The organism is Variovorax sp. F042 (assembly GCF_057814215.1).
Genome location: NZ_JBVASX010000016.1, coordinates 1 through 26,305 on the forward strand (window position 1 = coordinate 1; position 26,305 = coordinate 26,305).

At 65.2% G+C, this 26,305-nt stretch carries 26 protein-coding genes; 15 read left to right on the top strand and 11 right to left on the bottom strand.

Features of this window, described 5'->3' with window-relative positions:
- Positions 1-119 precede the first annotated feature (119 nt).
- The 5 genes from ACZYSP_RS30820 to ACZYSP_RS30840 all read right to left on the bottom strand — a co-directional run bounded on the left by ACZYSP_RS30820 (position 120) and on the right by ACZYSP_RS30840 (position 8,659).
- Positions 120-773: a tyrosine-type recombinase/integrase gene (locus tag ACZYSP_RS30820; RefSeq protein ID WP_489018243.1), complete on the bottom strand. Its 654-nt coding sequence runs from the start codon at positions 771-773 to the stop codon at positions 120-122.
- A 301-nt stretch (positions 774-1,074) separates the two neighbouring features.
- Complete coding sequence (locus tag ACZYSP_RS30825; RefSeq protein WP_489018245.1) at positions 1,075-2,124, bottom strand: porin; 1,050 nt, start codon at positions 2,122-2,124, stop codon at positions 1,075-1,077.
- Positions 2,125-2,261: 137 nt separating this feature from the next.
- The gene (locus ACZYSP_RS30830; protein ID WP_177192783.1) at positions 2,262-3,233 is read right to left on the bottom strand and encodes a Bug family tripartite tricarboxylate transporter substrate binding protein; all 972 of its coding nucleotides are present in this window, start codon (positions 3,231-3,233) and stop codon (positions 2,262-2,264) included.
- A 129-nt stretch (positions 3,234-3,362) separates the two neighbouring features.
- The gene (locus ACZYSP_RS30835) at positions 3,363-4,232 is read right to left on the bottom strand and encodes an OmpA family protein (protein WP_489018248.1); all 870 of its coding nucleotides are present in this window, start codon (positions 4,230-4,232) and stop codon (positions 3,363-3,365) included.
- 32 nt (positions 4,233-4,264) lie between these two features.
- Positions 4,265-8,659 (bottom strand): ESPR-type extended signal peptide-containing protein, encoded by a 4,395-nt coding sequence (locus tag ACZYSP_RS30840; RefSeq protein WP_489018250.1) that lies wholly within the window; start codon positions 8,657-8,659, stop codon positions 4,265-4,267.
- A gap of 438 nt (positions 8,660-9,097) precedes the next feature.
- Here ACZYSP_RS30840 and ACZYSP_RS30845 point away from each other — a divergent pair, with 438 nt between their 5' ends.
- Positions 9,098-9,925, top strand: coding sequence for a DUF7822 domain-containing protein (locus tag ACZYSP_RS30845; protein ID WP_489018252.1), 828 nt, complete (start codon positions 9,098-9,100; stop codon positions 9,923-9,925).
- On the opposite strand, the gene ACZYSP_RS30850 is transcribed toward ACZYSP_RS30845, so the two are convergent.
- The 6 genes from ACZYSP_RS30850 to flgA all read right to left on the bottom strand — a co-directional run bounded on the left by ACZYSP_RS30850 (position 9,926) and on the right by flgA (position 13,881).
- Positions 9,926-10,717, bottom strand: a complete 792-nt coding sequence (locus tag ACZYSP_RS30850) for a 4'-phosphopantetheinyl transferase family protein (protein WP_489018254.1) — start codon at positions 10,715-10,717, stop codon at positions 9,926-9,928.
- Between the two features lie 270 nt (positions 10,718-10,987).
- Entirely contained in the window at positions 10,988-11,821 is an 834-nt protein-coding gene (locus ACZYSP_RS30855; protein ID WP_489018256.1) for a winged helix-turn-helix domain-containing protein, read from the bottom strand.
- Positions 11,822-11,871: 50 nt separating this feature from the next.
- Positions 11,872-12,294 carry a YadA-like family protein gene (locus ACZYSP_RS30860; RefSeq protein WP_307616167.1) on the bottom strand — a complete coding sequence of 141 codons (423 nt, stop codon included), beginning with the start codon at positions 12,292-12,294 and terminating at the stop codon, positions 11,872-11,874.
- A 5-nt stretch (positions 12,295-12,299) separates the two neighbouring features.
- A complete protein-coding gene (locus ACZYSP_RS30865; RefSeq protein ID WP_489018259.1) occupies positions 12,300-12,758 on the bottom strand; it encodes a flagella synthesis protein FlgN in 459 nt (152 codons plus the stop codon).
- Positions 12,755-13,078 (bottom strand): flagellar biosynthesis anti-sigma factor FlgM, encoded by a 324-nt coding sequence (gene flgM / locus ACZYSP_RS30870; protein ID WP_093178608.1) that lies wholly within the window; start codon positions 13,076-13,078, stop codon positions 12,755-12,757. The genes ACZYSP_RS30865 and flgM overlap by 4 nt, the downstream gene beginning before the upstream one ends.
- A gap of 74 nt (positions 13,079-13,152) precedes the next feature.
- The gene (gene flgA, locus ACZYSP_RS30875) at positions 13,153-13,881 is read right to left on the bottom strand and encodes a flagellar basal body P-ring formation chaperone FlgA (RefSeq protein ID WP_489018262.1); all 729 of its coding nucleotides are present in this window, start codon (positions 13,879-13,881) and stop codon (positions 13,153-13,155) included.
- Between the two features lie 220 nt (positions 13,882-14,101).
- Here flgA and flgB point away from each other — a divergent pair, with 220 nt between their 5' ends.
- The 14 genes from flgB to ACZYSP_RS30945 all read left to right on the top strand — a co-directional run bounded on the left by flgB (position 14,102) and on the right by ACZYSP_RS30945 (position 26,282).
- A complete protein-coding gene (flgB, locus tag ACZYSP_RS30880; protein ID WP_093057952.1) occupies positions 14,102-14,512 on the top strand; it encodes a flagellar basal body rod protein FlgB in 411 nt (136 codons plus the stop codon).
- Positions 14,513-14,536: 24 nt separating this feature from the next.
- Positions 14,537-14,959 carry a flagellar basal body rod protein FlgC gene (flgC, locus tag ACZYSP_RS30885; RefSeq protein ID WP_093057951.1) on the top strand — a complete coding sequence of 141 codons (423 nt, stop codon included), beginning with the start codon at positions 14,537-14,539 and terminating at the stop codon, positions 14,957-14,959.
- A gap of 50 nt (positions 14,960-15,009) precedes the next feature.
- On the top strand, positions 15,010-15,693 hold the full coding sequence (locus tag ACZYSP_RS30890) for a flagellar hook assembly protein FlgD (RefSeq protein ID WP_489018265.1): 684 nt from the start codon (positions 15,010-15,012) through the stop codon (positions 15,691-15,693).
- Positions 15,694-15,742: 49 nt separating this feature from the next.
- Positions 15,743-16,963: a flagellar hook protein FlgE gene (flgE, locus tag ACZYSP_RS30895; protein ID WP_093057949.1), complete on the top strand. Its 1,221-nt coding sequence runs from the start codon at positions 15,743-15,745 to the stop codon at positions 16,961-16,963.
- 43 nt (positions 16,964-17,006) lie between these two features.
- Entirely contained in the window at positions 17,007-17,753 is a 747-nt protein-coding gene (flgF, locus tag ACZYSP_RS30900; protein WP_093057948.1) for a flagellar basal-body rod protein FlgF, read from the top strand.
- A 54-nt stretch (positions 17,754-17,807) separates the two neighbouring features.
- Positions 17,808-18,590: a flagellar basal-body rod protein FlgG gene (gene flgG / locus ACZYSP_RS30905; RefSeq protein WP_093077317.1), complete on the top strand. Its 783-nt coding sequence runs from the start codon at positions 17,808-17,810 to the stop codon at positions 18,588-18,590.
- On the top strand, positions 18,590-19,303 hold the full coding sequence (locus ACZYSP_RS30910; RefSeq protein ID WP_489018268.1) for a flagellar basal body L-ring protein FlgH: 714 nt from the start codon (positions 18,590-18,592) through the stop codon (positions 19,301-19,303). Before flgG ends, ACZYSP_RS30910 begins: the two co-directional genes overlap by 1 nt.
- A 119-nt stretch (positions 19,304-19,422) precedes the next feature.
- The gene (locus ACZYSP_RS30915) at positions 19,423-20,514 is read left to right on the top strand and encodes a flagellar basal body P-ring protein FlgI (protein WP_093178601.1); all 1,092 of its coding nucleotides are present in this window, start codon (positions 19,423-19,425) and stop codon (positions 20,512-20,514) included.
- Positions 20,515-20,524: 10 nt separating this feature from the next.
- Positions 20,525-21,505 (top strand): flagellar assembly peptidoglycan hydrolase FlgJ, encoded by a 981-nt coding sequence (flgJ, locus tag ACZYSP_RS30920; RefSeq protein WP_093057945.1) that lies wholly within the window; start codon positions 20,525-20,527, stop codon positions 21,503-21,505.
- 34 nt (positions 21,506-21,539) lie between these two features.
- The gene (locus tag ACZYSP_RS30925; protein ID WP_093077315.1) at positions 21,540-22,022 is read left to right on the top strand and encodes a chemotaxis protein CheW; all 483 of its coding nucleotides are present in this window, start codon (positions 21,540-21,542) and stop codon (positions 22,020-22,022) included.
- Positions 22,023-22,088: 66 nt separating this feature from the next.
- A complete protein-coding gene (locus ACZYSP_RS30930; RefSeq protein ID WP_489018272.1) occupies positions 22,089-23,654 on the top strand; it encodes a methyl-accepting chemotaxis protein in 1,566 nt (521 codons plus the stop codon).
- Positions 23,655-23,661: 7 nt separating this feature from the next.
- Positions 23,662-23,943: a hypothetical protein gene (locus ACZYSP_RS30935; RefSeq protein ID WP_093057943.1), complete on the top strand. Its 282-nt coding sequence runs from the start codon at positions 23,662-23,664 to the stop codon at positions 23,941-23,943.
- Positions 23,944-23,961: 18 nt separating this feature from the next.
- Positions 23,962-25,680 carry a methyl-accepting chemotaxis protein gene (locus tag ACZYSP_RS30940; RefSeq protein ID WP_354337746.1) on the top strand — a complete coding sequence of 573 codons (1,719 nt, stop codon included), beginning with the start codon at positions 23,962-23,964 and terminating at the stop codon, positions 25,678-25,680.
- Between the two features lie 77 nt (positions 25,681-25,757).
- Positions 25,758-26,282: a chemotaxis protein CheW gene (locus ACZYSP_RS30945; RefSeq protein WP_489018275.1), complete on the top strand. Its 525-nt coding sequence runs from the start codon at positions 25,758-25,760 to the stop codon at positions 26,280-26,282.
- The last annotated feature ends 23 nt before the right edge of the window (positions 26,283-26,305 follow it).

The following is a 26,305-nucleotide window of genomic DNA, read 5'->3' on the forward strand; positions in this document are numbered from 1 at the left end:
CAATCATGTCCATGGTGATCACCTTGAATCCCTGCTGAAATTCTCAGCAGGTCAGTGGAACACCCTGGTCAATATTGGATTGGCACTTTGCGGTTTAGCTGGTCAAGATTGCATCGGCACTAACACTCTACCTTCTGAATTTTCCCGGGCGCCGGCAGCAACATGTCCAGGTGCCCCTTCCATCGTGCCGGGTTTTCTCCTGTGCGGTATTTGCGGACAGTGGCCCAGTCGAGAACGTTCTCGATTCGGCCTCGCAATCGTGATGCGGTTTCGTTCTTGATTTTCCAGATGGGCTCCAGCGCCGCGAGCACATGCTCTTGGCCTACGTCCCGAACGAGCAGGTTGCCCATGACTGGATAGGCGTAGGTTTTCAGGGTGCTGGCCCATTGAGTGCGGTGCTTAGGGTTCTTCCAGGTGTCCCCATGCGCCTCCAAGAACCCTTCGGCGGCTTGTTGGAACGTTTTTTCGGTCGCTTGCTGGGCGCGCAGTAGGCTGGCCGCCGCTTTACGTTGCGCAATGGGATCAATACCTTGATCGATCTCGTCGCGAGCTGCTCTTGCCTTTTCTCTGGCTCGAGCAAGAGGGACATCGGGAAAGCCGCCGAGCCCCATGTGCCGGCGCTTGGTGCCGACCATGGTGCGAAGTACCCATGAGCGAGCACCTGCGTCATTGACGTACAGATAAAGGCCGGACACGCCGCCAACGGCGTGGTTGCCTGGGGAGGTCAATCGGCCCACTTGGAGTGCTGATAATTCCTTTGCCTTGCGCGCCATGACTGTCCTGCATCCTTAGATATTGACCTACCATCCTTTCTACCATGAATTTTAGGATCGGAGCGGATCAGAAAGGATCGCTCAGGAATGCTGTTGAGGCGTTTCCCCAATGAGGAAGCATGAGAATCGGTCGACTTAGGACTACTTGGGACGTCGCAAAGGCAGACTCCCTCTCCTCCAAATACGCTTGCAAGCGGTTGATTGCTGAAAGCCTTCTGGCCTTTCATTCTTCTGCTGGCAAAGCCACTATCAAAAGCCGCAGTGATTTTTCACTGCGGCTTTTTTCTTGCAGCTGACCCGATCAGAAGTTGTGCGAAATGCCCAACTGCAGCCCGCGCGCTGCGCGTCCCGGCGTGCTGGCCGGCGCCGAGTCGGCAACCGTGTAAGCCGCATTGCCGCGGTTGCGGACAAGCGAGTAGGTGCCGTACAGCGCGGTGCGCTTGCTGAGGTAGTGCACGTAGCCGACGGCATATTGCGTCGCGTCGTCGCTGTCGATGCCCGGTCCGGAGCGGTTGGAGCGTGCCACCGAGGCCTTGATCACGCCCGGGCCGACCGGCACGCCCAGGCCCAGCATCACGTTGACCTGCTTGTCGCCCTCGGTCTTTTGCCGGTAGTAGTTCGCGTAGAGCTTTGCCAGCCCGAAGTCGTAAGTGCCGCCCAGGCTCGCCACGCTGTAGTCGTTGGGGCCGACCGGTGTCACGCCGTAGGCAGCCGCGACATCGACCGTGCCGTTGGTCCAGCCCAGCCGCCCGCCGCGGTAGCGGGCGCCGTCCTCGCCTTCGGGCAGGGCGTACATCGCCTGGCCGTAGAAGCCGCCCAGGCCCTTGGGCAGGAAGTAGCCCACGGAGTTGTTGGCTCGCGCCAGCGTGCGTGCGCCGCCGAGGCCGAAGGGCCAGCCTTCGACGATGTTGGCAGAGCCGCCGGCGCCCACGGTGCCGAAGGGCGAGAACTGCGAGATGTTCCAGAACGTGGGCGTGTAGTCGCGCCCGAGCCGCAACTCGCCGAAGCTGTTGTGCGACAGGCTCACCGTCGAGCGCCGGTGGAAGCCGACGCCCTGGACCTCGCCCGTGTCGGGCAGCAGTGCCATCTCCAGCCAGAAGCTCGCGACCAGACCGCCGCCCAGGTCCTCCGTGCCGCGAAAGCCGAGCCGGCTGGGGAAGATGTTGCCTCCCTGGTCCATCGACTTGACGGAGCGCCCGTCGCTTTTCGTGTACGTGAGATTCATGTCCAGCGTGCCGAAGAGCTGGACGCTCGATTGCGCTGTCGCGCCGGCGCTGGCGGCGATGCAGAGTGCGCCCGCAATGGTGTGCGGCAGCCGGCGGCGAAAGGGTAGGGTGGTTGTTGTCTTCATGCGTGTCTCCTCGTTGTAGAAATTGCGTGCGGAAATGGCGTGTGCCGACGCGCGGTGCTTGCACTGCAAGCACCGCGGCGTGAAAACCTCAGAAGAAGAATGGGGAGCGGCGTTTGTTCAGCCGCGCCGGGGCATCGTCAGTCGATGCGGATGCCCTTGGCCTTGATCAGCCGGCCCATGGTCTGGGCCTCGCGTTCGATGATGGCGCGGGTGTCGGCGGAATTCGTCGTCATCGGCTCCAGCCCGGCATCGGCGATCTGCCGCGCCATCTCCGGCGAGCGCGTCACGGTGGTGATCGCCCGGTTCAATTGCTCGACGATGGCCTCGGGCGTGCGCGCGGGCACCCAGAAGCCGAGCCAGGTCGACACGTCGTAACCGGGATAGCGCTCTGCAACGGTCGGCACGTCGGGCAGTGCTGCGCTGCGCTGGCTGCCGGTATAGGCCAGTGCCTTCACCCGGCCTGCCTTGATGTTCGGCAATGCCGAGATCGGGGGCTCGAAGCCCAGCATTACCTGCCCGCCGATCACATCGGGCATGGCGCCCTGCTTGTAGGGAACGTGCAGCATCTCGATGGCCGCTGCTTCCTGCAGCAGCTCAAAGCCCAGGTGCGAGGTGCTGCCCGAGCCGTAAGACGCGAAGCTCACGTGACCCGGCTGGCGCTTGGCCAGTGCGACCAGTTCTTCCGTATTGCGCGCGGGCACCGTGTTGTTCGCCACGATGAATGAGCCGCCCTTGAGCGCCTGCGTCACAGGCACAAGATCTTCCTTCGGGTTGTAGGGAAGCTTCGAGAGGAGAAACGGCGTCATCGTGAACGGGTTGCTCGTCGAGAACAGCACCGTGTAGCCGTCGGGCGTTGCCTTGGCCACCGCGTCCGTGCCAATGGTCGACAGTGCGCCCGGTTTGTTCTCCACGATCACGGGCACCTTCAGCAATCGCGAGAGCTGGTCGGCATAGCTGCGCGCGAAGATGTCGGAGCCGACGCCGGGTGGTGTTGGCGTCACGATCTTGATGGCTCGTTGGGGCCAGGGCGCGCTCTGTGCAAGCGCAGTGCCCATGGTGCATTGCAAGCCGGCGGCCCATAGCAAAGCCAGAGTGGTGATCCTCTTCATATGTCTCGTCTCCTGATAGTTGTGGGCGCATCCTAGGGAGACAAATCCATATCTGGAAATACTCATTCGAGATGCTTTTTTATACCTCCTTCGTATTGATGAATGAGTATGCGAGGCCCGCCGAAGAGTTCAGCGCTGCGCGAAGACCTCGATCTCGACGCGGCGGTTCGGGGCGAGACAGTCGATCAGCTCTGCCCGCCGTGTCTGCGCACATTGCACCTTCGGTTCCGATTCGCCCTTGCCCTGCACCTGCATGTTCTGCGCGGGCACGCCAGCTTGCACGAGGTAGTCGCGTACGGTGTTGGCGCGCGCCAGCGAGAGTGCCTGGTTGTAGGTGCTGCTGCCGAGGCGGTCGGTGTGGCCAGTGACCCTGATCGTGTCCACCGATTTGACGCTGCCCTTGATGTCGCTGGCCAGGGCGTCCAGCTTGCGTCGCCCTTCAGGCAGCAAGTCGGCCAGCGAGCGGCCGTCGAAGCGGAAGAGGCCGTCGGCACCGAGCGTCGTCTTCGCAGGAGCAACCACCGGCTGAGCGGCCGCGGCAGACCTCGTCACCACGGTTGGCTTGAGCACATCCGCGCAGCCCGGCCCCTTCCAGTACATCCCGTTGGTCAGCACGTCTGCATTGAAGCGAACCATGTACTGGCAGGTGATGTACTCCGGGCCCGCACCGGTGCGGAAGTGAAAGATGTAGTTCCATTCGCGCACGCCGCCCAGCCCTTCGCTGAAGTGCGGAAAACTCAGCAGTTCGCGCACCTGGTCCTTGCCCAGGCCGGTGCGCATGTTGCGCAAGGCCTCGACGCTCGGGAACGCGCCCTGCTGCCATTTGGCCGAGTTCAGCGCGGGAAAGTCTTCGTCCTTCGGCGGCGCCGGGTTCTCCGAAGCGGCTCGGGCCTGCATCTCCGGCGTGATGGTGTAGCTCGGGCTGGCGCAGCCGCCGGCCAGCAGTGCCGCGAGGCAGAGAACAGTGAAAGGAGCCTTGGCTTGAAGAAGCTTGTTCATGATGGGGTGCGTCCAGTTCATTCGTACGGCGATCAGTTGAAGACCCATTCCGCGCCCACGGTGGCGCCCACGCCGGCACGGCTGGTGGCCACGCCGCCGGTGATGCTCCAGGCGTTGTTCTCGGATGTGCGCCGGAAACTGACGCCCACCGCGCTCTGGCCCTTGAAGGAGCCCGCGCCGATGCGCATGACCGTCTTGCCAGGAACGTAGCTTCCGGGCATCTGCAGCGCCATGGCCGCGGCAACGCCTGCATAGGCGTTCTTCTCGACTCCGTCGAGGCGGTCGCTGAGGGCGTTGATGCGGTTGTTCAGGCCGCCGCTGACCGCATTGAGCTGGTTGACGTTGACCGCGTCGGTGCCCGCCACGCCCGGCGCCACGTTGTGCACCGTGACCGGCGCAGTGGCATTGCTGCCGCCCATGGTCACGCTGTTGTAGTTGGTCGTGCCGTCCGCGTTGGTGTCGTACTTGACCGTCGACTGATCGATCACTGCCACCTGGCCTTGCACGCCCCGCAGTTGCGAGACGTTGACCGCGTCGCTGTCGGCCGTGCCCGCGGCCACGCCGGTGATCTGGCGGAACTGGCCGCTGGCGGCATTGCCCACCGACACGGCCGCCAGCGTGCTGGTGGTCGCGCCTATGGCGATGCGCTGCGCGTCGGTGGCGGTGGGCGGCACATAGCCTGCCACGCCTGCCGCAGTCGAAGCCACCGAGCCAGCTCCCAGCGCCACGCCGCCGGCCTGCGTCACGCTGGTGCCCGCGCCCAGCGCCACGCCCTGCACCGCGGCGGCCGACGACTGCGTGCCCAGCGCGATGGAGTCGGCCAGGTGCGAGGTTGCACCCTGGCCGATTGCAATGCCGCCCGGTGCGCTCTGCTGCACGATGGCGCCGTTGCCGATGCCCACGCCGTTGTTGCCGTTGACCACCGTCTGCGGGCCGACCGCCACTGACTCCGTGCCGATGGCCAGCGAATCGGCCGCGGTGGAGTTGGCGTGGAAGTACTGGATGGGCGTGACCGCAAACGACTGCAGCGCGCCGCTGAGCTGGCGCACCGTGACGGCGTCCTGCGCCTGCGTGCCGTCGGCGACGTTGGTGATCTGGCGGTAGGTAGTGGCGCTGCCGACGGAGAGGGCGCCGAGCAGCGTGCGGTCGGTCGTGTTGAAGGGGATCAGCGAACTGCCCGCGGGGATGTTGCCGGTGCTGCCTGCGACTGCGCGGTCGGAGACGGAGCCTGAACCGAGAGCCACGGAGCCGGCGACAGTTGCACTCGCATCCTTGCCCGATGCGATGGCATCGGCGCCAGTCGCGCCGAGGTTGTCTTCGTTGCCGCCACCGGTCGAGTTGACGCTGTAATACCTGGTCTTGTTGGCGGTGACGGTGGTGCTGAGGTTCTCGATCGACTGGTTGGTGGCAAACAGCTGCGAGCCGTTGATGGCATCGGTCGAAGAGCCGGAAATACTGCCGGCCGCCACGTTGGTGATCGTGCGCTCGGCGCCCACCGCGCCGACGCTGACTGTGCTCGTCGGCGTAGTGCCGGCAAAGTTGTAGGTCGTGCCGTTGATGGTGGTGCTGGCCGTGCCGACTGCCACGCCCGTCGTGGAGCCGGAGCCCAGTGCCACGTCGCCAGCGTTGTTGGCCACTGCGTTCGGTCCGATGGCGACTGAATTCGTCCCCAGCGCCTGCGAGTCGGCCAGCGTCGAATTGGCGTGGAAGTACTTGATGCCCGCGCCGGTGTTGATGTCGTTGATCGTGTTGCCAAGGACGGTGATGTCGGTCGTGTTCTTGGTGACCTGCAGATTCGTTGCATTCAGCTGCGAGCCGTTGACCGCATCTGTCGACGTGTTGGAGAGCCTGCCGGCCGCCACGTTGGTGACCGTGCGCTCGGCACCCACTGCACCGACGCTCACCGTCGAGGCCGGTGTCGTGCCGGCAAAGTTATAGGTCGTGCCGCCGATCACGGCGCTGGCCGTGCCGACTGCCACGTCTGTCGTGGACCCCGAGCCCAGCGCCACGGCGCCGGCGTTGTTGGCTACCGCGTTCGGGCCGATGGCGACGGAATCCGTCCCCACCGCTTGCGAATCGGGCAGGGTCGAGTTCGCGTGGAAGTACTTGATGCCCGCGCCGGCGTTGATGTTGGTGATGTCGTTCGTGTTCTTCGTGACCTGCTGGTTCGTGCCGAACAGCTGCGAGCCGTTGATCGCATCGGTCGACGTGTCGGAGATGCGGCCAGCCGCGACATTGGTGATGGTGCGCTCCGCACCCGAAGCGCCGACGCTGACCGTGCTCGTCGGCGTGGTGCCGGCAAATTTGTAGGTCGTGCCGCCGACCACGGCGTTGGGCGTACCGACCGCCACGTCCGTCGTGGAGCCCGAGCCCAGCGCCACGTCGCGAGCGTTGTTCGCCACCGCCGTGTCGCCGAACGCGACCGCGCCCGCGGCCAGCGCCTTGCTGGTGCTGCCGATGGCCACGCTGCCCTGGCCGACCACGGTGTTCTGGTAGCCGATGCCGACTGCGCCCTGAGCCGCCGTGCCGGGCACGCTCACATCCTGGCCGCCGCCGCCGACCTTGTTGGTGTTGCCCATGGCCACCGAGCCGTTGCCGGTGGCGGTGTTGTCCAGGCCATTCGCGATCGCGCCGTTGCCGGTGGCGGTGTTCGGGTCGCCGATCGCCACGGCGCCATTGCCGCTGGCGACGTTGCCGGAGCCGATGGCCACCGCCTTGCCGCCGGTGGCCTTGGAACTGTTGCCGATCGCGACTGCATCGGCGGAGTCGGCGACGGTGTTGGTGCCCATCGCTATCGCATTGAGCGCCGAGGCATTGGCGCTGTTGCCGATAGCGACCGCCTGCGCTGCGGACGCATTGGCGAGTGCGCCCACTGCAGTAGCGTTCTGGCCGCTCGCTGCTGTGCCGAATCCCAGTGCGGTTGCGCGCGTGACGGTTGCCGCAGCGTTGTTGCCCATCGCCACGGTCCCGTCGGCCGCGGCGTTGGCTCCCGACCCCGCCGCGACCGAGCCGACGCCACTCGATAGGGCTTGGTTGCCCATGGCCAGCGAGAAATCCGCCGAAGCATTGGCGAGGTTGCCGAGCGCTGCCGAGCTTGTTCCTGCCGCGTTGGCCGACGTGCCGATGGCTGCGGCATCGGCGCCTACGGCGTTGCTCCCCCAGCCGCCAGCGAACCCGCGCAAGCCGCTGGCCGTCGAGCTGACACCGACCGCTGTGGAGTTCGCTCCCGAAGCATTGGCAAAGGTGCCCAGGGCGCTGGCGCCGGCCGCGGTGGCATTGGCGGAAGCGCCGAGCGCGACAGCATTGACGTTGTTTGCGAGCGTGCCCGTCCCCAGCGCCATTGCAGAGGTACCCGAAGCGACCGCAGTCGACCCGACAGCCACTGCGCTTTGTCCGGTCGCCTGGCTCTGGAAGCCCATGGCTGTGGTGTTGAGCTGGGACGCCGTCACATCCGTGCCGATGGCGACGGCGCCGACTGCAGTGGCCCCCGTTCCCGCGCCGGTACGCGAGCCGATGTAGACCGAATTCAGCTGGGACGCGATCGACTGGAAGCCGACGGCGATGGCGTTCTGAGCTGTTGCCTGGCTGCGGGTACCTTGCGCAACGGTATCCAATGCGGCCGCATTTGCGAGGTATCCAAGGGCAACGCTGCGCAGCCCGGTCGCCTTCGTGTTGAAGCCGATGGCGGTTGCGTACGTGTCGCTCGCAGTCACGTCCGTACCGATTCCGATCGAACTCTCGCTCAGCGAACCTGCCGTCGGGGCGGTGCGTGCGCCTAGATAAATGGAGTTGACTCCGGACGCACTGGCTCCGGAGCCAACAGCTACACCGTTGACTGCCGAACTCGTGGCGCCACCGCCCACTGCGACCACGCCCGTCGCCGAGGCAACGGCTGACGCACCCACGGCAACGCCGTTTCCAGTTGCTTTCGACTGCACGCCGATACCGATGGACCCCGCTCCAGTGGAGGCGACATCCGTACCGATGGCAATCGACGACTCTCCGGTTGCTCCGGTTCCTCCAGCGGTACGCGCGCCCAGGTAAAGAGCATTGACCGCCGAGGCAATAGCGCCGTAGCCGAGAGTCGTGGCATTCAGCCCCGTACTGCTGGCGTTAAAGCCTATAGCTGTGGCTCCGCCCATAGTCGCTTGGGACTGCTGACCTGCGCAAGTCGAGCTGCCGCTATAGACGTAGTACGGCCCCGCAGTGCAGATCGCTTGCGCCTGCGCCAGCGAGGCCCCTCCAAGCCCGCCCATGGTCAGCAGCGCGGTCATGATCCCCGAGCGCAGGCGCCTCGACGGGGGCAGCGTGAGTGCACCGGCCGTCACGCAACTCCCACTGCGCTTGCCGCGTGCGCAAGTGAGTTCCGACGCCGCTACCCAGGCGCCAAGGGATTCGTTCCAGAGCGAGCGATAAGTTGTGTTCATGAGCCCCATCCATCCGTTGGAAAACTATTGAATGGTCGTGAGGCCATTCCACTTAAGAAACACTTGGAAATTATTATTTCTAAATAAATCTTAAGAGGAGGGTGGGTATTTGCAACTAGCCATGTCGCATTTTGGAGTCATTGTGTCAAATTGATTTGTATTTTAAATCGAGCGTTATCGATGAATAGTAATATAAAAATACTAGTGAATTAAATGAATATCACAGTTGTTTTATTTTTTCAATGTAGTTATTTTTCTGAATCACTATTTTGATATCGGTGGCGACAGAAAAGTGATGCCTCTTATTGGTGCGTCTTTGATTTTGTTGAAGTTTTTTTCTTAATTTCAGGTTTCCTGGGAACAGTCATTCAGCCGGGCCTACCTCCTAGAATCGGGCAGTAGCGCTCGAACAATGGCGCGCGAATCAGGGAGTTCCAGATGGCCAACCGTTCCTATCTCTACAGCGTCAGCAATCGGCCCAGCGCATATGCCGACCGCCCGGAAACAATTTCGGGCCTGTCCGAATGGCCGTACGACGTGCCGTTCATGTACCGGCTTCTCATGTCGGGCGATCCGCAGCTGTGCGCCTCGCTGGTGTCGGATGGCTTCGATGACGACGAGCCGGAGCACAAGGTCAGGCTCCATGCGATCAGCAGCAGCTTCGATCCGGGCTTCGAGCGCGTGCGGCGTTTCATCGACATCGTGCGGTCTCTCCTGGCGGCGCAAGCATCAGCACCCGAGCCGCAACCTGCCGTTTCAGCGCAGCCGGTGTCTTTCCTCGGGCGTCTCAAGCGGCTGGTTTCGCCACAGACAGAAGCGGCCCCTGCTGTACCGGCGAGTGCGTCCACGGCGCCGGTGCATCTGCCCATCTGGCTTGACGAGACGATCGCCTTCCTCGAAGCCCATCGCGACCGCTATCTGCTGCTGGAGACGATCGAGCTCGACACCATGTCCGAATCAGATGAGGCGGCGCTGCGAGCCTGCGTGGAGCAGGAGATCGCGCGGTGTCTGCGCGTGGGCGCCGCCATCGATGCCCTGCCGGCCGACATCGCCGAGGCAGGGCGGCAGCTGAAACAGGCGACCACGCAGAAGTGCGCCGCCCCGCTCGACGCCTTTTTCGGGCTGCGGCTGGACGATGACTGCGACAGCACCCGCACCGGCGCCACGGAGCATCCGCTCGGCTTGCAGTGGTCGGAGGTGCTGTATTTCGGCCTGTGGAACCGAGCCGAATTCGAGGCGGAGCGCGGCCAATCAGCCAGTCAGTAGTCAGCTGCCTGCTGACCGGCGCGTCACCGTGCCCTGGAATTCCCCGAATGATGCAAGCAGCGGCGTTGCCTTCCGGCACAGGATCTGCATGTCTTGCGGTTGAGTTCGCTCAAGACAGAGGGCCACGGCATGTGCGTTGTCCGGCTGGAACTGCCAGAACTGCCAGCGCGCTGCGGAATCCTCGAGGCCGTCCTCGAAGTCGATAGCCACGCTGTGGGCGTCGTCGAAGCTGAAGGAAAACCGGTCCAGCGGCAGAGACAACCCCATTCCGCGCGCCTTGATATAGCTTTCCTTGAGCGTCCAGAGATCCCAGAAGCGTGAAGGCTGAAGCCCGGCCGGAAGCTGCTGCAGCTCTTTCGCCTCCCTGGCGGAGAAGAAGTTCTCCGCAATCTCCAGCGGGGCAGCCCTTGCCGTGTGCTCGACGTCCACGCCCACTTCGCGCTCCACCGCCAGCGCCGCCACGATGAGCGAGGCGCTGTGCGAAATATTGAAGCGAAGGCGCTGCGCCTGCGGCAGTGCATTGGCGATCCGGGGGCGCCCATAAGCGTTGTTCTCGAATTGCCAGTCCTGTGGGGCGATGGGCGCATAGCAGGAGAGAAGCGAGCGGATCAGCCCCCGCGTCATGAGATACCGGCGCCTGTCACGGGAGAAGTGGAAGCGCCCGTGCCTTTCGCGCTCTTCGGGCGCCAGCAGGGCCATGCCCTTTCCTTCGCAGGTGGCGTCGTCGTCCTGTTCGGGGACGTACAGGTGCCACAGGTGAACCTGGTGCGAGTCGATCTGCAGTTGTTGCATCCGCAATTCTTGCTCGGGTGGCGCGATCTTCCATGACGCCAGCGCTCTTATTTTCCGGCCTTCAGTTCGGCTTAAGGTTGCCGGCTGATACTCCGGTTGACGGTCTGTTGGCGTTGGTAGAGGTCGCTCAGGCACCCGCCCATTGGTGGCGGTTCCTCGAGGCTGGCGATCGTCACATTTTCAAGTGGCCCCGTTTCCGCGCCCGGTATTTCGTCGATGAATGGACGACCCGGCGTCGCCGCGGGGACGATTCCCAGGCCTGACAGGCTCCTACGCCCGTGCCCGGGAGATTGCCCCCAGCCAGATCGGCTCGTTCGACGTGTCCGGAAATCCCGAGTCGTCCACGGTGCCTGCAATCGGCGAGCCCGGCACATGGCGAAGCTCGTAGCCCCGTCCGTACACCGAGTGCAGCATGAACTCGCTGTCCTTGTGCAGCGACAGCTTGCGGCGGATGTTCGCCACGCAGCAGTCGAGCACCCGGCTCCTGCGCTCGACCTGCGAGTCCATCCACAGCGAGCCCAGCAGCCAGTCGCGCTCCAGCAGCCGGCCGGTATTGCGAAACAGCAGCAGCGCCAGCTCGAATTCGCGCGGCTTCAGGCGGATGTCCTGCCCCTTGTGCACCACCACCTTGCGGCTGCCGATGAACTGGTAGTCGCCGAACAGCGCATTCACCGATGGCGGATGCAGCAGCGTCTCGTTGCGCCGCAGCGCCTCTCGCACGCGCAGCTCCACTTCGAAGTCGTCGACCGGCAGCACCGCGAAATCGATGCTCGCGCCCTGCGCTTCGGGCTCCGCTGCCTGCAGCACCTCGGCCAGCAGCTCGCGCTGCAGCGCATTGGCGACCAGGAAGATCGGCAGGCGCAGCGCCTTGCACATCGACGTCAGCACCGGCCACGCGCCCTCGTCCTTCAGCACCACCAGCAGCAGGTCGAAGTGGCTCCCTTGCGTGCCGCGCGTTACCGCGCGCAGAAAGTCGTCGCTGCTGTCGAAGGAAACCGGCGCGCAGCCCATCAGGCTCAGCCGTTGTCCCCATGCCTGCGCCTGGGCCTTGTCGCAACCCACCATGGCCACCTGGCGCGAGCCGCCGTGAGCGTCGTTGTTCATGATGTCGAGGGGTTCCGTGTGTTGGTGGTGGTGAGGGTGGAAGGGCTGCTTCAGCGGTCGCCCGCGCGCGGCAGCTTCCAGCCGATGCCGGCGTTGAAGCCCCAGTCCCGGCCTGCGTTGGCGATGGCCATGCCCCAGGCCATCTGCCCGTCGTCCGAAAGGGTCTTGAAGCCGAGGCTCGCCGCCGTGTAGCCCTTGTAGGTGCCGACGGCCAGGCCCACCGTCTTCTCGCCGGGGTAGAGCGTGGGCACGTACGCAGCCGTCATGGCCACGGCCATCGCCGTGCCCGAGTACGCGATGCGTTCCACGTCGCGCAGGGCAGCGGGCACCTGTTGCAGCTGGCCGAGGTTGACCGCGTCGCCCGGCAGGGCGCCCGGCGCCACGTTGGTGACAAGCACACCGTCCGCCGCGCTCGCCACGCCATGCAGGGCGGTGGCGCACAGCCACAGCATGACCAGCAGCCCGGCCCGCACGGCGATCAGCCCGCCGCGAGGCGGTTGCCGCTGCCCGCCTGTGTCTTGCGTACGCCGTCCGGTCCGTAGAACAGCTGCGCGCTGGCCTGCAGGAAGTGCAGGGCCTGTTGCGTGAAATCGAGATGCGCGTAGACCATCGAGCCGTTGCGCAGGTTGTGGCCTCTTGCCTGCCCGGCAAGCTCCAGCAGTGCAGCCCAGGCTTGCGCCACGTCCGGGCCGCCGGCTGCTGCGGCAGCATCGGCACCCACGCGGCCAGGCTCGAAGCCCAGCGCCGCCTGCATGGCTTCGCGCTGCGTGTCCAGTTCGGCCATGCGATCGAGCAGCACGGTCTTCTGGCCGGCAATGGTCGCCAGGTCGGTGAACGCGCCGTCCGCCATTGCCTGGGCCTCGCGGTCCAGCACCGAAAGGAATTCCTCGATGCAGGCACTCTCGGTGCGCAGGTGGGTCAGCAGGGTGGGCTTCATTCGTTGCCGCCCTTGCCGCTGTTCGGGTCGAGCCTGGGGTCGAGCAGGTCTCGCACGCTTGCCAGCAGGCCGTCGGCGATGCGTTCGGGGCGGATCTGGTAGCGCCCCGCGCGGATGTCCTCGCGGATCGCCGCCACGCGGGCCGCATCGAAATCGCTGGCAGTGCCCGCGGCGCTGGGCAGCGAATGAACGTGCGCGGAAGCCGGCGCCGCCTCCTTGGGGCGCTGGGCGGCATCGGCGCCGGTCACCGTAGCCGCGCCCGGCGCGGGCGTTGGGCGATGAGGGGGCGTGGCCGAAGGGGCGGGTTGATCGATTTTCAAGGTGATTCCTCAGGGGCTGACCCGTATATCGGCAGCTTGGGCAAGAACTTTAGGCAGGGCGTGCACGAAGCTGCTTACTGGGCGAGCTGGATCTGTCCCTCTTCGTCCGCCACGCCGCTGACCAGCCGCCCGTCGCGGGTCTTGGCCTGCACCACGGCACCGACGACGGCCCCGGTCATGGCCTTGCCCTCGGTGCTGACGACGAAGCCCTGGCCCTGCGCCACGACTTTCACCGCCTGCCCCTGCTGGATGACGGTAACGCCGCGTACCAGCTCCTTGCGCAGCGGCGCGCCCGGCGCCACCCGGTTGACCGTCACCACGCCGGCCAGTTCGGCCGCGCTGGTGATGACCGAGCGCGGCAGCCGCGTGAGGTCGCCGGTGCGCTCGGTAACGTCGCCCGCGCCCAGCGGCCGGCCCGAATCGATGGCGCGCGCGGCCACGAAATAGCTGCCTTCCACCGCGACGTGTGCCTGCACGTAGCGCGTCCACGGCCGCTCCGCCTGGCAGCGAACGCCCACCGACACGCGCCCCCAGGGCGTCGCGCCCGGCGGCAGAAAGGCTTCGGGCGCATCGCAGGCGGGCAGGTTGGAGGTGCTGCGTGCGTCGATGTTGATCGTCACCTTGCCCGGCAAGCCCGCCGTCTGCACCTGCAGGTATTTCTCGATGACCGTATTGACATCGGCGGCATTGGCATTGGCATCGGCAGCGGCGGCGGCGGCGGCGGCGGCGGCGAACGCGGACGCCATGCACACCATGGCCACCAGTGCCGGCAGGCTGCGGTTGCGAAGCTTGAAGAGGGTCATCGGGTGTGTCGGAAAAGAGGGCCTGGATTGCGGCGCGCCACGGCAAGAGGGCGCATGCCGCCGCCCGGAAATTCTAGAAATCCGCCCGCCGATCGAAGGTGCGAGCAGCAGGCGAAAACCCCCTTTGTTCGGGCGATTGCAAACGCGATGCATGCATAGACTCGCTTTCCATCTGTCGCTGCGCTTGCGCATTGGCGACGCCTCAACGGATGGAAAAAAGATGATCGACAAGCTGGATGCGGCGCTTCGTTTCAACCGCGAAGCCCTCAACCTCCGCGCCGAGCGCCAGGAAGTGCTCGCGGCCAATATCGCCCATGCAGACACGCCCAACTACAAGGCGCGCGACTTCGACTTCGGCTCGCGCCTGAGCGAAGCCGTCGAGCGCGGCCGCGCGTCGGCGCAGTCGGTGTCGCTGGCCACTACCTCGTCGCGCCACCTTGCAGGGCAGGCGCAAGCCGCGTCCGACAAAGACCTGCTCTATCGCGTGCCCAACCAGTCGAGCCTCGACGGCAACACCGTAGAGATGGACGTCGAGCGCATCGCCTTTGCCGACAACGCACTGCGCTACGAGTCCAACCTCACCGTCATCAATTCGAAGATCAAGTCGCTGCTCTCGGCGATCCAGCAGTAACAAGAAAGAAGAGCGGCCGCCACCATGCCCTTCAACAGCACTTCCATGAACATCTTCAACGTGGCGGGCTCCGCCATGACCGCGCAATCGCAGCGCATGAACGTGACCGCCAGCAACATGGCCAACGCCGAGAGCGTGGCCGGCCCCGACGGCATGCCCTATCGCGCGAAGCAGGTGGTGTTCCAGGTCGAGCCGTCGGCATATGGCGCCGGGGACATCGGCGGCGTCAAGGTCGCGGGCGTCATCGAAGACCAGTCGCCGCCGCGGCTCGTGTTCGATCCGAAGAGCCCGCACGCCAACGCCGAAGGCTACGTGGCGATGCCCAACGTCAACGTGGTCGAGGAGATGACCAACATGATTTCCGCCTCGCGCAGCTACCAGGCCAACGTCGAGGTGCTCAACACGGCCAAGACGCTGATGGTCAAGACGCTGTCCATCGGCCAGTAGACCTCTCGCCAGATTCATCAGATCCACCAGAACAGAACAGGCACCACGCCATGGCCATCTCCGACACCTCGTCCATCACCGGTCAGAACGCCACTTCAGCGGCGACCAGCAGCAACGTCTCGAACGAAGACAGTGAGCAGCGCTTTCTCAAGCTGCTCGTCACGCAGCTGAACAACCAGGACCCGCTCAACCCGATGCAGAACGCCGAGCTCACCTCGCAGCTCGCGCAGATGAGCACCGTGAGCGGCATCGAGAAGCTCAACAGCACGCTCTCCGGCCTGGTGAACCAGACCAGCTCCAACCAGCTGCTGCAGGCCACCTCGCTGATTGGCTACAACGTGCTGTCGCCGGGCGACACGCTCACCACCAAGACTCCCGAAGAGGGCAAGGAACCTGCCTCGCAGGCCTTTGCCGTGGAGCTGCCGGGCACTGCCTCCGACGTCGACATCAAGATCGTCGACGGCACCGGCAAGGTCGTTCGCACCATCAGCGCCGGCTCCATGACCGAAGGCGTCAACGCCGTCACGTGGGACGGCAAGGACGACACGGGCGCCGTGGTGCCCGCGGGCGCCTACCGCTTCACCGTCGACGCCACCAACGGCAGCGCGACCGTGAAGGCCACCTCGCTCACCTTCTCGCAGGTGGCCGCGGTCAAGCAGGGCACCAACGGGGTCTCGCTCGAACTGATGACGGGCAACAACATCAGCCTGTCCGACGTGCGGCTGTTCCTCTGAGCTTTTTCCTCAAAACGCATTCAACGCAGCATCGAACCAAGGAACCAACATGGCTTTTTCCCAGGGCATCAGCGGACTCGGCGTGGCCGCAGCCAACCTCGACGTCATCGGCAACAACATCGCCAACTCGGGCACCGTCGGCTTCAAGTCGGCCGCCGCCACCTTCCAGGACGTGTACGCGGGCTCGCGCGTCGGCCTGGGCGCATCGGTGTCGGGCGTGACGCAGAACTTCACGCAGGGCGTGACGCAGTCGAGCAGCCGCCCGCTGGACGTGGCCATCCTCAACGGCGACGGCTTCTTCCGCCTGAGCAGCCCCAGCGGTGAAGTCATGTACTCGCGCAACGGCCAGTTCACGCGCGACAAGGACGGCTACATCGTCAACGCATCGGGCCTGCGCCTCACCGGCTTCGGCGTGAACGCCAGCGGCGGCATCAGCGGCGGCACGCCGGCGGCCATCCAGATCCCGACCGCGGCCATGACGCCCAAGGCCACGACCGGCATCAACGCCGAGTTCAACCTCGACGCGCGCCTCACCACGCCCACCAAGACGCCCTTCAACGCGGCCGACTCCGACACCTTCAACTACTCGAACGCCGTCGGTCCCATCTACGACTCGCTGGGCAACCCGCACGACGTGTCCGTGTACTTCGTGAAGAGCGCCACCCCCGCCAACACCTGGAGCGTGTACGGCACCTCCGACGGCGCGGCGCTCAACGCCGGCGCAGCGCTCACCACGCTGACCTTCGACTCCGCCGGCAAGATGACCGCGCCGGCCAACGGCCAGCTGAACATCGGCCCCATCACCTTCACCAACGGCGCCGCGGCGCTGAGCGCCACGGTCGACCTCTCGGGCACCACGCAGTTCGGCGCGGCCAACGCCATGAGCAAGCTCGCGCAGGACGGCTACCGCTCGGGCGAACTCACCTCGTTCTCGATCAACGCCGACGGCACCATCACCGGCAAGTTCTCCAACGAACAGACCAAGCTGCTGGGCCAGATCGTGCTGTCGTCGTTCGCCAACCCGAACGGCCTGGAGCCCAAGGGCGACAACGTGTGGGCTGAAACGCAGGCCTCGGGCAACGCGCTCACCGGCACCCCGGGCGAAGGCACCAAGCTCGGCGCGCTGCAGTCGGGCGCGCTCGAATCGTCCAACGTCGACCTCACCTCCGAGCTGGTCAACCTGATCGTCGCGCAGCGCAACTACCAGGCCAACGCGCAGACCGTGAAGACGCAGGACCAGGTCATGCAGACGCTGATGAACATCCGCTGACGCGGCAACAGCAACGCAGAACGACTGACACCAGGAGCACCCAGTGGATCGAATGTTGTATGTCGCCATGAGCGGCGCCAAGCAGGTCATGGAACAGCAGGCCTCGGTTGCCAACAACATGGCGAACGTTTCCACGCCGGGCTTCCGCGCGCAGATTGCCAACTTCCGCGCGGTGCCCGTGGTCGGCCAGGAGGCGCCCACGCGCGCCTTCGTGGCGGCCACCACGCCCGGCGCCGACTTCACCCATGGCCCGTTGACCGAAACCGGCCGCGAGCTCGACGTGGCCGTGAGCGGCGAGGGCTGGCTGGTGGTGCAGACGGCTGACGGCGGAGAGGCCTACACCCGCGTGGGCAACCTGCAGATCAGCGCCGACGGCCAGCTCACCACCATGGGCGGGCGCCCGGTGGTCGGCGACAACGGCGCGCTCACCGTTCCGCCCGGCTCCAGCGTGAGCATTGCCACCAACGGGCTGGTGGGTTCGCGCGACGCATCTTCGACCACGCTCACGGGCATTGCCGAAGTGGGCCGCCTCAAGCTGGTCAACCCGCCGGTCGCCGATCTCGAACGCGGCGACGACGGCCTGTTCCGCATGCGCGCCGGCCAGCCACCCGCCGAGGCCGACGAGGCCGTCACGCTCGTTACCGGCGTGGTCGAGGGCAGCAACGTCAACCCGGTCGAGGCCATGGTGGCAATGATCGCGAACGCGCGCAGCTTCGAGATGCAGATGAAGTCGCTGCAGACCGCCGACACCAACGCGCAGGCCGCCAACAAGCTGCTGGCCTACGGCTGATCCGCTGATCCGTAGCAGCCCGCCCCGCAACACACCCGCAGGATTTTTCAAAAAATGATTCGCTCCCTCTACATCGCCAAGACCGGCCTCGACGCGCAGCAGACGCAGCTCGACGTGGTTTCGAACAACCTCGCCAACGTCGGCACCACCGGCTTCAAGCGCAGCCGCGCCGTGTTCGAAGACCTGGTCTACCAGAACCTGCGCCAGGTCGGTGGCCAGTCGTCGGACCAGACCCGCCTGCCTTCGGGCCTGCAGGTCGGCACTGGCGTGCACGTGGTTGCCACCGAGCGCATCCACTCGCAAGGCAACCTCACCAAGACCGACAAGCCCACCGACGTGGCCATCAACGGCAGCGGCTTCTTCCAGGTGCTGATGCCCGACGGCACCACCTCGTACACGCGCGACGGCTCGTTCCAGACCGACCGCGACGGCCAGCTCGTTACCGCCAGCGGCTTCCCTGTGCAGCCGGCCATCACCATTCCGGCCAACGCCACCAGCATCACCGTGGGCCGCGACGGCATCGTCTCGGTGGTGCAGGCGGGCAGCACGAACACCGTGCAGGTCGGCCAGCTTCAGCTTGCGACGTTCGTCAATCCGACGGGCCTGCAGAGCAAGGGCGAGAACCTATATGCGGAAACCGACGCTTCCGGCGCGCCCAACCAGGTGAACCCCGGCATCGACGGCGCTGGCGTGCTGAGCCAGGGCTACGTCGAAGCCTCGAACGTGAATGTGGTGGAAGAGCTGGTCAACATGATCGCGACGCAGCGTTCGTACGAAATCAACAGCAAGGCGGTCCAGACTTCGGACCAGATGCTGCAGCGCCTGGCCCAGCTGTGATGTTGCGGGGTGTGCGTCTTCTTCGTGGGAATGGCGCGGCCGCGAGGGCGCTGCTGCTGCTTGCCGCCGCAGTGCTGGCCACGGGCTGCGCGCAGATTCCGCGCGAGCCGCTGGTGCACCAGCCGATGACGGCGCGCGCCGACAACTACGCGGCAATGCAGCCGCGGCGCGCGCCCGGCGCGATCTTCCAGGACGGTCCCGGCGCCAACGCGCTGTTCGAAGACCGCCGCCCGCGCAACGTCGGCGACATCCTGACCATCGTCATCAGCGAGAAGGTCAACGCCACCAAGAACTCCGGCGCCAACGCCAGCCGCACGGGCAGCACGACGGGCGTGTTCTCCGCCATTCCCAAGCTCATCGGCGGCCTGCTCGATGGACAGGGCACGAATCTCTCGGGCACCAACAAGCTCGACGCCAAGGGCGGGGCCAACGCCAACAACACCTTCAACGGCGTGATCACGGTCACGGTGACGGACGTGATGGGCAACGGCAACCTGCTGGTGAGCGGCGAGAAGCAGATGGGCATCAACCAGGGCACCGAGTACATCCGCTTCTCGGGCGTGGTGAACCCGCGCACCGTATCGGGCAACAACACCGTGCCTTCGACGCTGGTGGCCGATGCGCGCATCGAGTACTCGGCCAAGGGCTACATCGACGAGGCGCAGACCATGGGATGGATGCAGCGCATCTTCCTCAACGTCATGCCATTTTAAAAATGACTTACCCCCAGGCTTCGCGCACTTCGTGTCGCTACTCCCCCCCCCTTGCAGGGGGCAACGCCTGCGGCCCGGCGAAGCCGGTTCCGCGGCATTCCACGAATTTTTCGGCTCGCTTGCGCATCGCGGCGTTGGCCGTGTTGGGTGCTTTGTTTTTTGCGCCTGTGCATGCAGAGCGGCTCAAGGAGCTCGCCAGCATTCAGGGGGTGCGGGACAACCCGTTGATCGGGTACGGGCTGATGGTGGGTCTGGACGGTACTGGCGACCAGACTATGCAGACGCCGTTCACCACGCAGAGCCTGAACAACATGCTGCAGCAGCTGGGCATCACGATTCCGCAGGGCGTGAACATGCAGCTGAAGAACGTGGCGGCGGTGATGGTGACGGCTACGCTGCCTTCGTTCGCGCGGCCGGGGCAGAACATCGACGTGACTGTTTCTTCGATGGGCAATGCGAAGAGCCTGCGTGGGGGCACGCTGCTGATGACGCCGCTGAAGGGTGTCGATGGGGCGACCTATGCGGTGGCGCAGGGGAACATGGTGGTCGGCGGCGCGGGTGCCGCGGCCAACGGGAGCAAGGTGCAGGTCAACCAGCTGAGCTCGGGTCGCATTCCGGCCGGGGCGCTGGTGGAGCGCACTGTGGAAGCGCCTGTTGGTGCTGAAGGTACGTTCTCCATCGAGCTCAACCGGTCGGACTTCGGCACCACGCAGCGCGCGGTCGATGCGATCAACCGGCAGTTCGGCTCGGGCACGGCCGAGGCGGTCGATGCGCGGTCGATTCGCGTGCGTGCGCCGGAGCCACAGCAGCGCGTGGGTTTTCTCGCGCGGCTCGAAGATATTGAAGTGACGCCCACGCAAGCCGGGGCCCGGGTGGTGGTCAATGCGCGCACCGGGTCGGTGGTGATGAACCAGGCCGTTCGCGTGAAGGACTGCGCCGTTGCGCATGGCAACCTGTCGGTGGTCATCAACACCGAGCCAGTCATCAGCCAGCCGGGAGCGCTTTCGGGCGGCAGCACGGTGGTGGCGCAGACATCGCAGATCTCGGTGAACCAGGGCGGCGGCGCGATCCAGATGGTGCGCGGCGGTGCTTCGCTGTCGGACGTGGTGAAGGGCCTCAACAGCCTGGGCGCGAATCCGCAGGACCTGGTGTCCATCCTCCAGGCCATGAAGTCGGCCGGCGCACTGAGCGCCGAGCTGGAAATCATCTGAGGTCGATGCGATGACGCTACCGGCCACTACCGACCGCAGCGGCGCGCTCGACCAGCGCTTTGCGCTCGACGTGCAGGGCGTCGATGCCCTGCGGCGCACCGTGCGCACTTCGCCGGAAGAAGGCCTGCAGCAGGTCTCGCGGCAGTTCGAGGCGCTGTTCATGAACATGGTGCTCAAGAGCATGCGCGAGGCAACGCCCTCCAGCGGGTTGTTCGAGAGCCAGGACCAGAAGGTGTATCTCTCGATGTTCGACCAGCAGCTCACGCAGAACCTTTCGGGGCGCGGCGTGGGGCTGGCCGAGGCCATGCTCGCGCAGCTGCGGCGCAGCATGCCGTCGGGTCCGCCCGATGCGGATGCCGACGCCGAAATCGGCACCAAGCCCATGTCGCTCGAACCGCGCGGCGGCTTGCCGTACGGTCCGCGCGCAGGCATTCCCATTGGCTCGGCGCCGACTGCCCGCGTGGGTGCCGACCTGAGCGTCTATCAATTCAACAGCGAGCGCCGCGCACCCGGTGCTGGTAGTGCGAATGCCTCGCTGCAAGGGCAGGTCGATGATTTCGTGGGCCGCATGGGTGCGTCTGCGCAGGCCGCGAGCACGGCCAGCGGCGTGCCCGCGCCGCTGATCCTTGCGCAGGCCGCGCTCGAGTCCGGCTGGGGCAAGCGGGAGATTCGCGCCGACGACGGCACGCAGAGTTTCAACCTGTTCGGCATCAAGGCCGACCGCAGCTGGAAGGGCGCGACGGTCGAAACCACCACCACCGAATACGTCGACGGCGAGCCGCAGAAGGTGCGCGCCAAGTTCCGTGCCTACGCTTCGTACGAAGAAGCCTTCACCGACTACGCGCGCTTCATCACCCGCAACCCGCGCTACGCGAACGTGCTGGCCACCGACGACCCGACCGAGGCCGCGCACGGCCTGCAGCGCGCGGGCTACGCCACCGATCCGCGCTACGGCGAGAAGCTCGTTCGCATCATGCAGAAATTCGGGTGAGCCGCGCTCGCGCACACCACATCAAGGAAACCCCATGGCAAAGACCCAAGAAACCGCAGCAGGCAGCCGCCTGGAGGTCGTGACCTTCAAGCTGGGCGAAGAGGAATACGGCATAGACATCCAGAAGGTGCAGGAGCTGCGCGGCTACGACGCGGTGACGCGCATTGCAAATGCGCCGGAGTACATCAAGGGCGTGGTCAACCTGCGCGGGATCATCGTTCCGATCATCGACATGCGCATCAAGTTCAAGCTGGGCGACCCGACGTACGACCAGTTCACGGTGGTGATCGTGCTGAACATCGCAGGTCGCGTGGTGGGCATGGTGGTGGACAGCGTGTCGGACGTGATCACGCTGACGGGCGAGCAGATCAAGCCTGCGCCGGAGATGGGCTCGGTGCTGGACGCGGACTACCTGATCGGGCTGGGCACGCTGGAAGAGCGGATGCTGATCCTGGTGGACATCGACCGGCTGATGTCCAGCGACGAGATGGGCCTCGTCGAAAAGATCGCCGCCTGAAGGCCGGGCGCGCACGCCAACGCCAATCAGAACAACGACACACAGAGGTTCCGCGAGGAGACGCACATGAAAGACTGGAAGATCGGACGGCGCCTGGGTGCCGGCTTTGCACTGGTGCTGGCGCTGGTGGTCATCACCGCGGCCATCGGCGTGCTGCGCCTGCAGGGCGTGGGCGATGCGACGGAGGCCATGGCCGGGCAGTCGCTGACAAAGGAACGGCTGGCGGCCGCCTGGCAGCTGGGCACCAACACCAACAGCGTGCGCACCTTCTCCCTGCTCAAGAGCGACGACGTGGCCGTGCAGGAGTATCTGCAGAAGAACATCACGGCCACCAGCGCTGTCATCACCGAAACGCAAAAGAAGCTCGAGGCCATGCTGGCGTCGCCAGAAGAGCTGGCGCTGAGCGCCGACATCAAGAAGAAGCGCGGCGAATACGTCGAGCTGCGCAACCAGATCCTCAAGCTCAAGGCCGACGGCCGCAAGGAAGAGGCCACGAAGCTGACTGACACGCAACTGCTGCCCGCGCTCGACGGCTACGACGCGAGCATCCGCGCCATGGTGGGCCACCAGCAGAAGGAGATCGACAGGACCGCTGCCGGCATCGGCGCGCAGTACCGGTCGGGCCGGGCCTGGCTCGTCGGGCTGGCTGCTTTCGCGGTCGTTGCCGGATCGGTGATCGCATGGCTGCTGACGCGCAGCATCGTGCAGCCCATCGCCGAGGCACTGCTGATCGCCGAGACCGTGGCCTCCGGCGACCTGAGCCAGGAATTCGAGACCGAGCGCGGAGGCGACTTCGGCCGGCTGCTGCGCGGCATGGGCGAGATGGAAGACACCCTCACCGATCTGGTGACGCGCATCAAGGCTTCGACCGATTCGATCGCGGTGGCCTCGCGGCAGATTGCGGCCGGCAACCAGGACTTGTCTTCGCGCACCGAGCAGCAGGCCAGCTCGCTGGAACAGACGGCGGCTTCGATGGAAGAGCTGACTTCGACGGTGAAGCAGAACGCCGACAACGCACGTCAGGCGAACCAGTTGGCCGTCTCGGCCTCCGAGGTCGCGGTGAAGGGCGGCAGCGTTGTCTCGCAAGTGGTCGACACCATGAGCTCGATCAATGCATCGTCGAAAAAGATCGTCGACATCATCGGCGTGATCGACGGCATCGCGTTCCAGACCAACATCCTGGCGCTGAACGCGGCGGTCGAAGCCGCACGCGCCGGCGAGCAGGGCAAGGGCTTTGCCGTTGTCGCGTCGGAAGTGCGCAACCTGGCGCAGCGCTCGGCAGCGGCGGCCAAGGAAATCAAGACGCTCATCGGCGACTCGGTCGAAAAAGTCGAGGCCGGCAGCAAGCAGGTTGGGGAAGCCGGCCGCACGATGCAGGAAATCGTGGGCAGCGTGCGTCGCGTGACCGACATCATGGGCGAGATCACCGCTGCCAGCCAGGAACAAACATCAGGCATCGAGCAGATCAACCAGGCCATCACGCAGATGGACCAGGTCACGCAGCAGAACGCAGCGCTGGTCGAAGAAGCCTCGGCCGCAGCCCAGTCGCTGCAGGAGCAGGCCGACAACCTCGTGCGCGCCGTCAGCACCTTCAAGCTCGACGCCGACGTCGAAGAAGTAGAGACGGTCTGAAGCACCCATGCGCACACGTCTCAGCCCCAGGCTTGCCCTGCGCCTCGGCGTGGGCTTCGCCATTCTGTTGCTCTTGCTGGCCGTCGCGCTGAGCCTCGGCTTCAAGGCCGGCGCCGGCTACGAATGGGCGCGCCTGACGGTGTGTGCATTGGGCGTGGCTGCATTGCTCACCGCCGGTGTCGTCGCGTGGCTCGTCACGAGTTCGGTCACCCGTTCGACCCACGACGCCGCGAAGGTCTCCGACCGGCTCGACAGGGTCTTCCAGCACGTCAATGCCCAGGATTCCTGAAAACAAGCTCTCCACCCCATGAACTCATTCATCAATCTCAAGATCGGCACCCGTCTCGGCGCGGGCTTTGCCACCGTGCTCCTGCTGCTGGCCGGCATTGCCGGCCTCGGCCTCAGCGCGATGTCGAATATCCAGTTGCGGCTGGACGGCATCGTCAACGGCAACAACGTCAAGGTGGCCTCGGTCAACAGGATGCTGGACGCGGTCCGCGACATCGCCATCCTCGATGGCAACCTGATCCTGCTGACCGACACCGACGCCATGCGCGAAGAGTCGAAGAAGGTTGCCGCCGCGCGCGACCGCTTCACCGAAAACCGCGCCGTGCTGGCGAAGCTGCTGGCCACTTCCGATGGCAAGGCGCTGCTCGCGCGCATCGACGAGAAGGTGGCCGTGCTCGTGCCGCTGAGCGCTCAACTGTCCGAATTCGCGTTGCAGAACAGGAACGACGAGGCAACTGCAATCTTCATCTCGAAGTTCCAGCCGGCCACGCGGGCGCTGCTCGAGGAGCTCGACGCCATGAGCCAACGCCAGGGCAAGCTTTCGCAGGAGGCCGAGGAAGAGGCCCACGCCGGCTACGTATGGTCGCGCAACCTGATGCTGGCACTGGGCGCCCTCGCGGTCCTGCTTGGTGCGGCCATTGCATGGCTCATCACGCGCTCGATCACCCGGCCCATCGGCGAGGCCGTGCAGGTGGCCGAGAAGGTGGCGGCGGGCGACATCAGCTCGCGCATCGAGGTGCAGTCGAAGGACGAGACCGGCCGGCTGATGCTCGCGCTCAAGGAGATGAACGAGAGCCTGGTGAAGATTGTCAGTGAAGTGCGCACGGGCACCGAGACGATTGCGACGGCTTCGAACCAGATCGCCTCGGGCAATCAGGACCTCTCTTCGCGCACTGAAGAGCAGGCGAGTTCGCTGGAGCAGACGGCTGCTTCGATGGAAGAGCTGACCTCGACCGTGAAGCAGAACGCGGACAACGCTCGTCAGGCGAACCAGCTTGCAGTCTCGGCCTCGGAAGTGGCTGTGAAGGGCGGCAGTGTCGTCTCGCAAGTGGTCGACACCATGGGCTCGATCAATACGTCGTCGAAAAAGATCGTCGACATCATCGGCGTGATCGACGGCATTGCGTTCCAGACGAACATCCTCGCGCTCAACGCCGCAGTCGAAGCTGCCCGCGCGGGCGAGCAAGGTAGGGGCTTTGCGGTGGTGGCTTCAGAAGTTCGCAGCCTCGCGCAGCGCTCGGCAGCCGCCGCCAAGGAAATCAAGACGCTCATCGGCGACTCGGTCGAGAAGGTCGAAGAGGGCAGCAAGCAGGTTGCAGAAGCCGGCCGCACGATGGACGAAATCGTCGGCAGCGTGAAGCGCGTGACGGACATCATGGGCGAGATCACTGCCGCAAGTCAGGAACAAACCTCCGGCATCGAGCAGATCAACCAGGCCATCACGCAGATGGACCAGGTCACGCAGCAGAACGCCGCACTGGTTGAAGAAGCTTCGGCCGCAGCCCAGTCGCTGCAGGAACAAGCCAGCAGCCTCGTGCGCGCCGTGAGCGTCTTCAAGCTCGACGTCAACGCCGTCGCCACCACGCGGCCCAGCTTCACGCGCATCACGCCGATTCCGAAGCCCGCCAAGCCGGCACCGAAGCGCCCCGCCAAGGCCTTGCCCACCCGACGGGAGCCTTCTGGCGCTCCTCAACTCGCCATGGCCGGCAACGCCAAGGGCGACTGGACCGAGTTTTGAGAAAAAAGGACTCAAGTTCAGCGATCCGATGCCGATAACAGGATGAACCCGTTCCCTGTTATCGAAGGAAGAGAGCAATGAGTCTGAACAAGGCAAGAGATCCACTGCAGAAAGCCGCCTCGGCTTCGCCAGCGTCCACCGGCGTGAACCGCCTGGAGGTCGTGACCTTCAAGCTGGGCGAAGAGGAATACGGCATAGACATCCAGAAGGTGCAGGAGCTGCGCGGCTACGACGCGGTGACGCGCATTGCAAATGCACCGGAGTACATCAAGGGTGTGGTGAACCTGCGCGGGATCATCGTTCCGATCATCGACATGCGCATCAAGTTCAAGCTGGGCGACCCGACGTACGACCAGTTCACGGTGGTGATCGTGCTGAACATCGCAGGTCGCGTGGTGGGCATGGTGGTGGACAGCGTGTCGGACGTGATCACGCTGACGGGCGAGCAGATCAAGCCTGCGCCGGAGATGGGCTCGGTGCTGGACGCCGACTACCTGATCGGGCTGGGCACGCTGGACGAGCGGATGCTGATCCTGGTGGACATCGACCGGCTGATGTCCAGCGAAGAAATGGGGCTCGTCGAAGCCGCCGCCACTGCCTGACACCGGCGCCATGGCCACGTGGC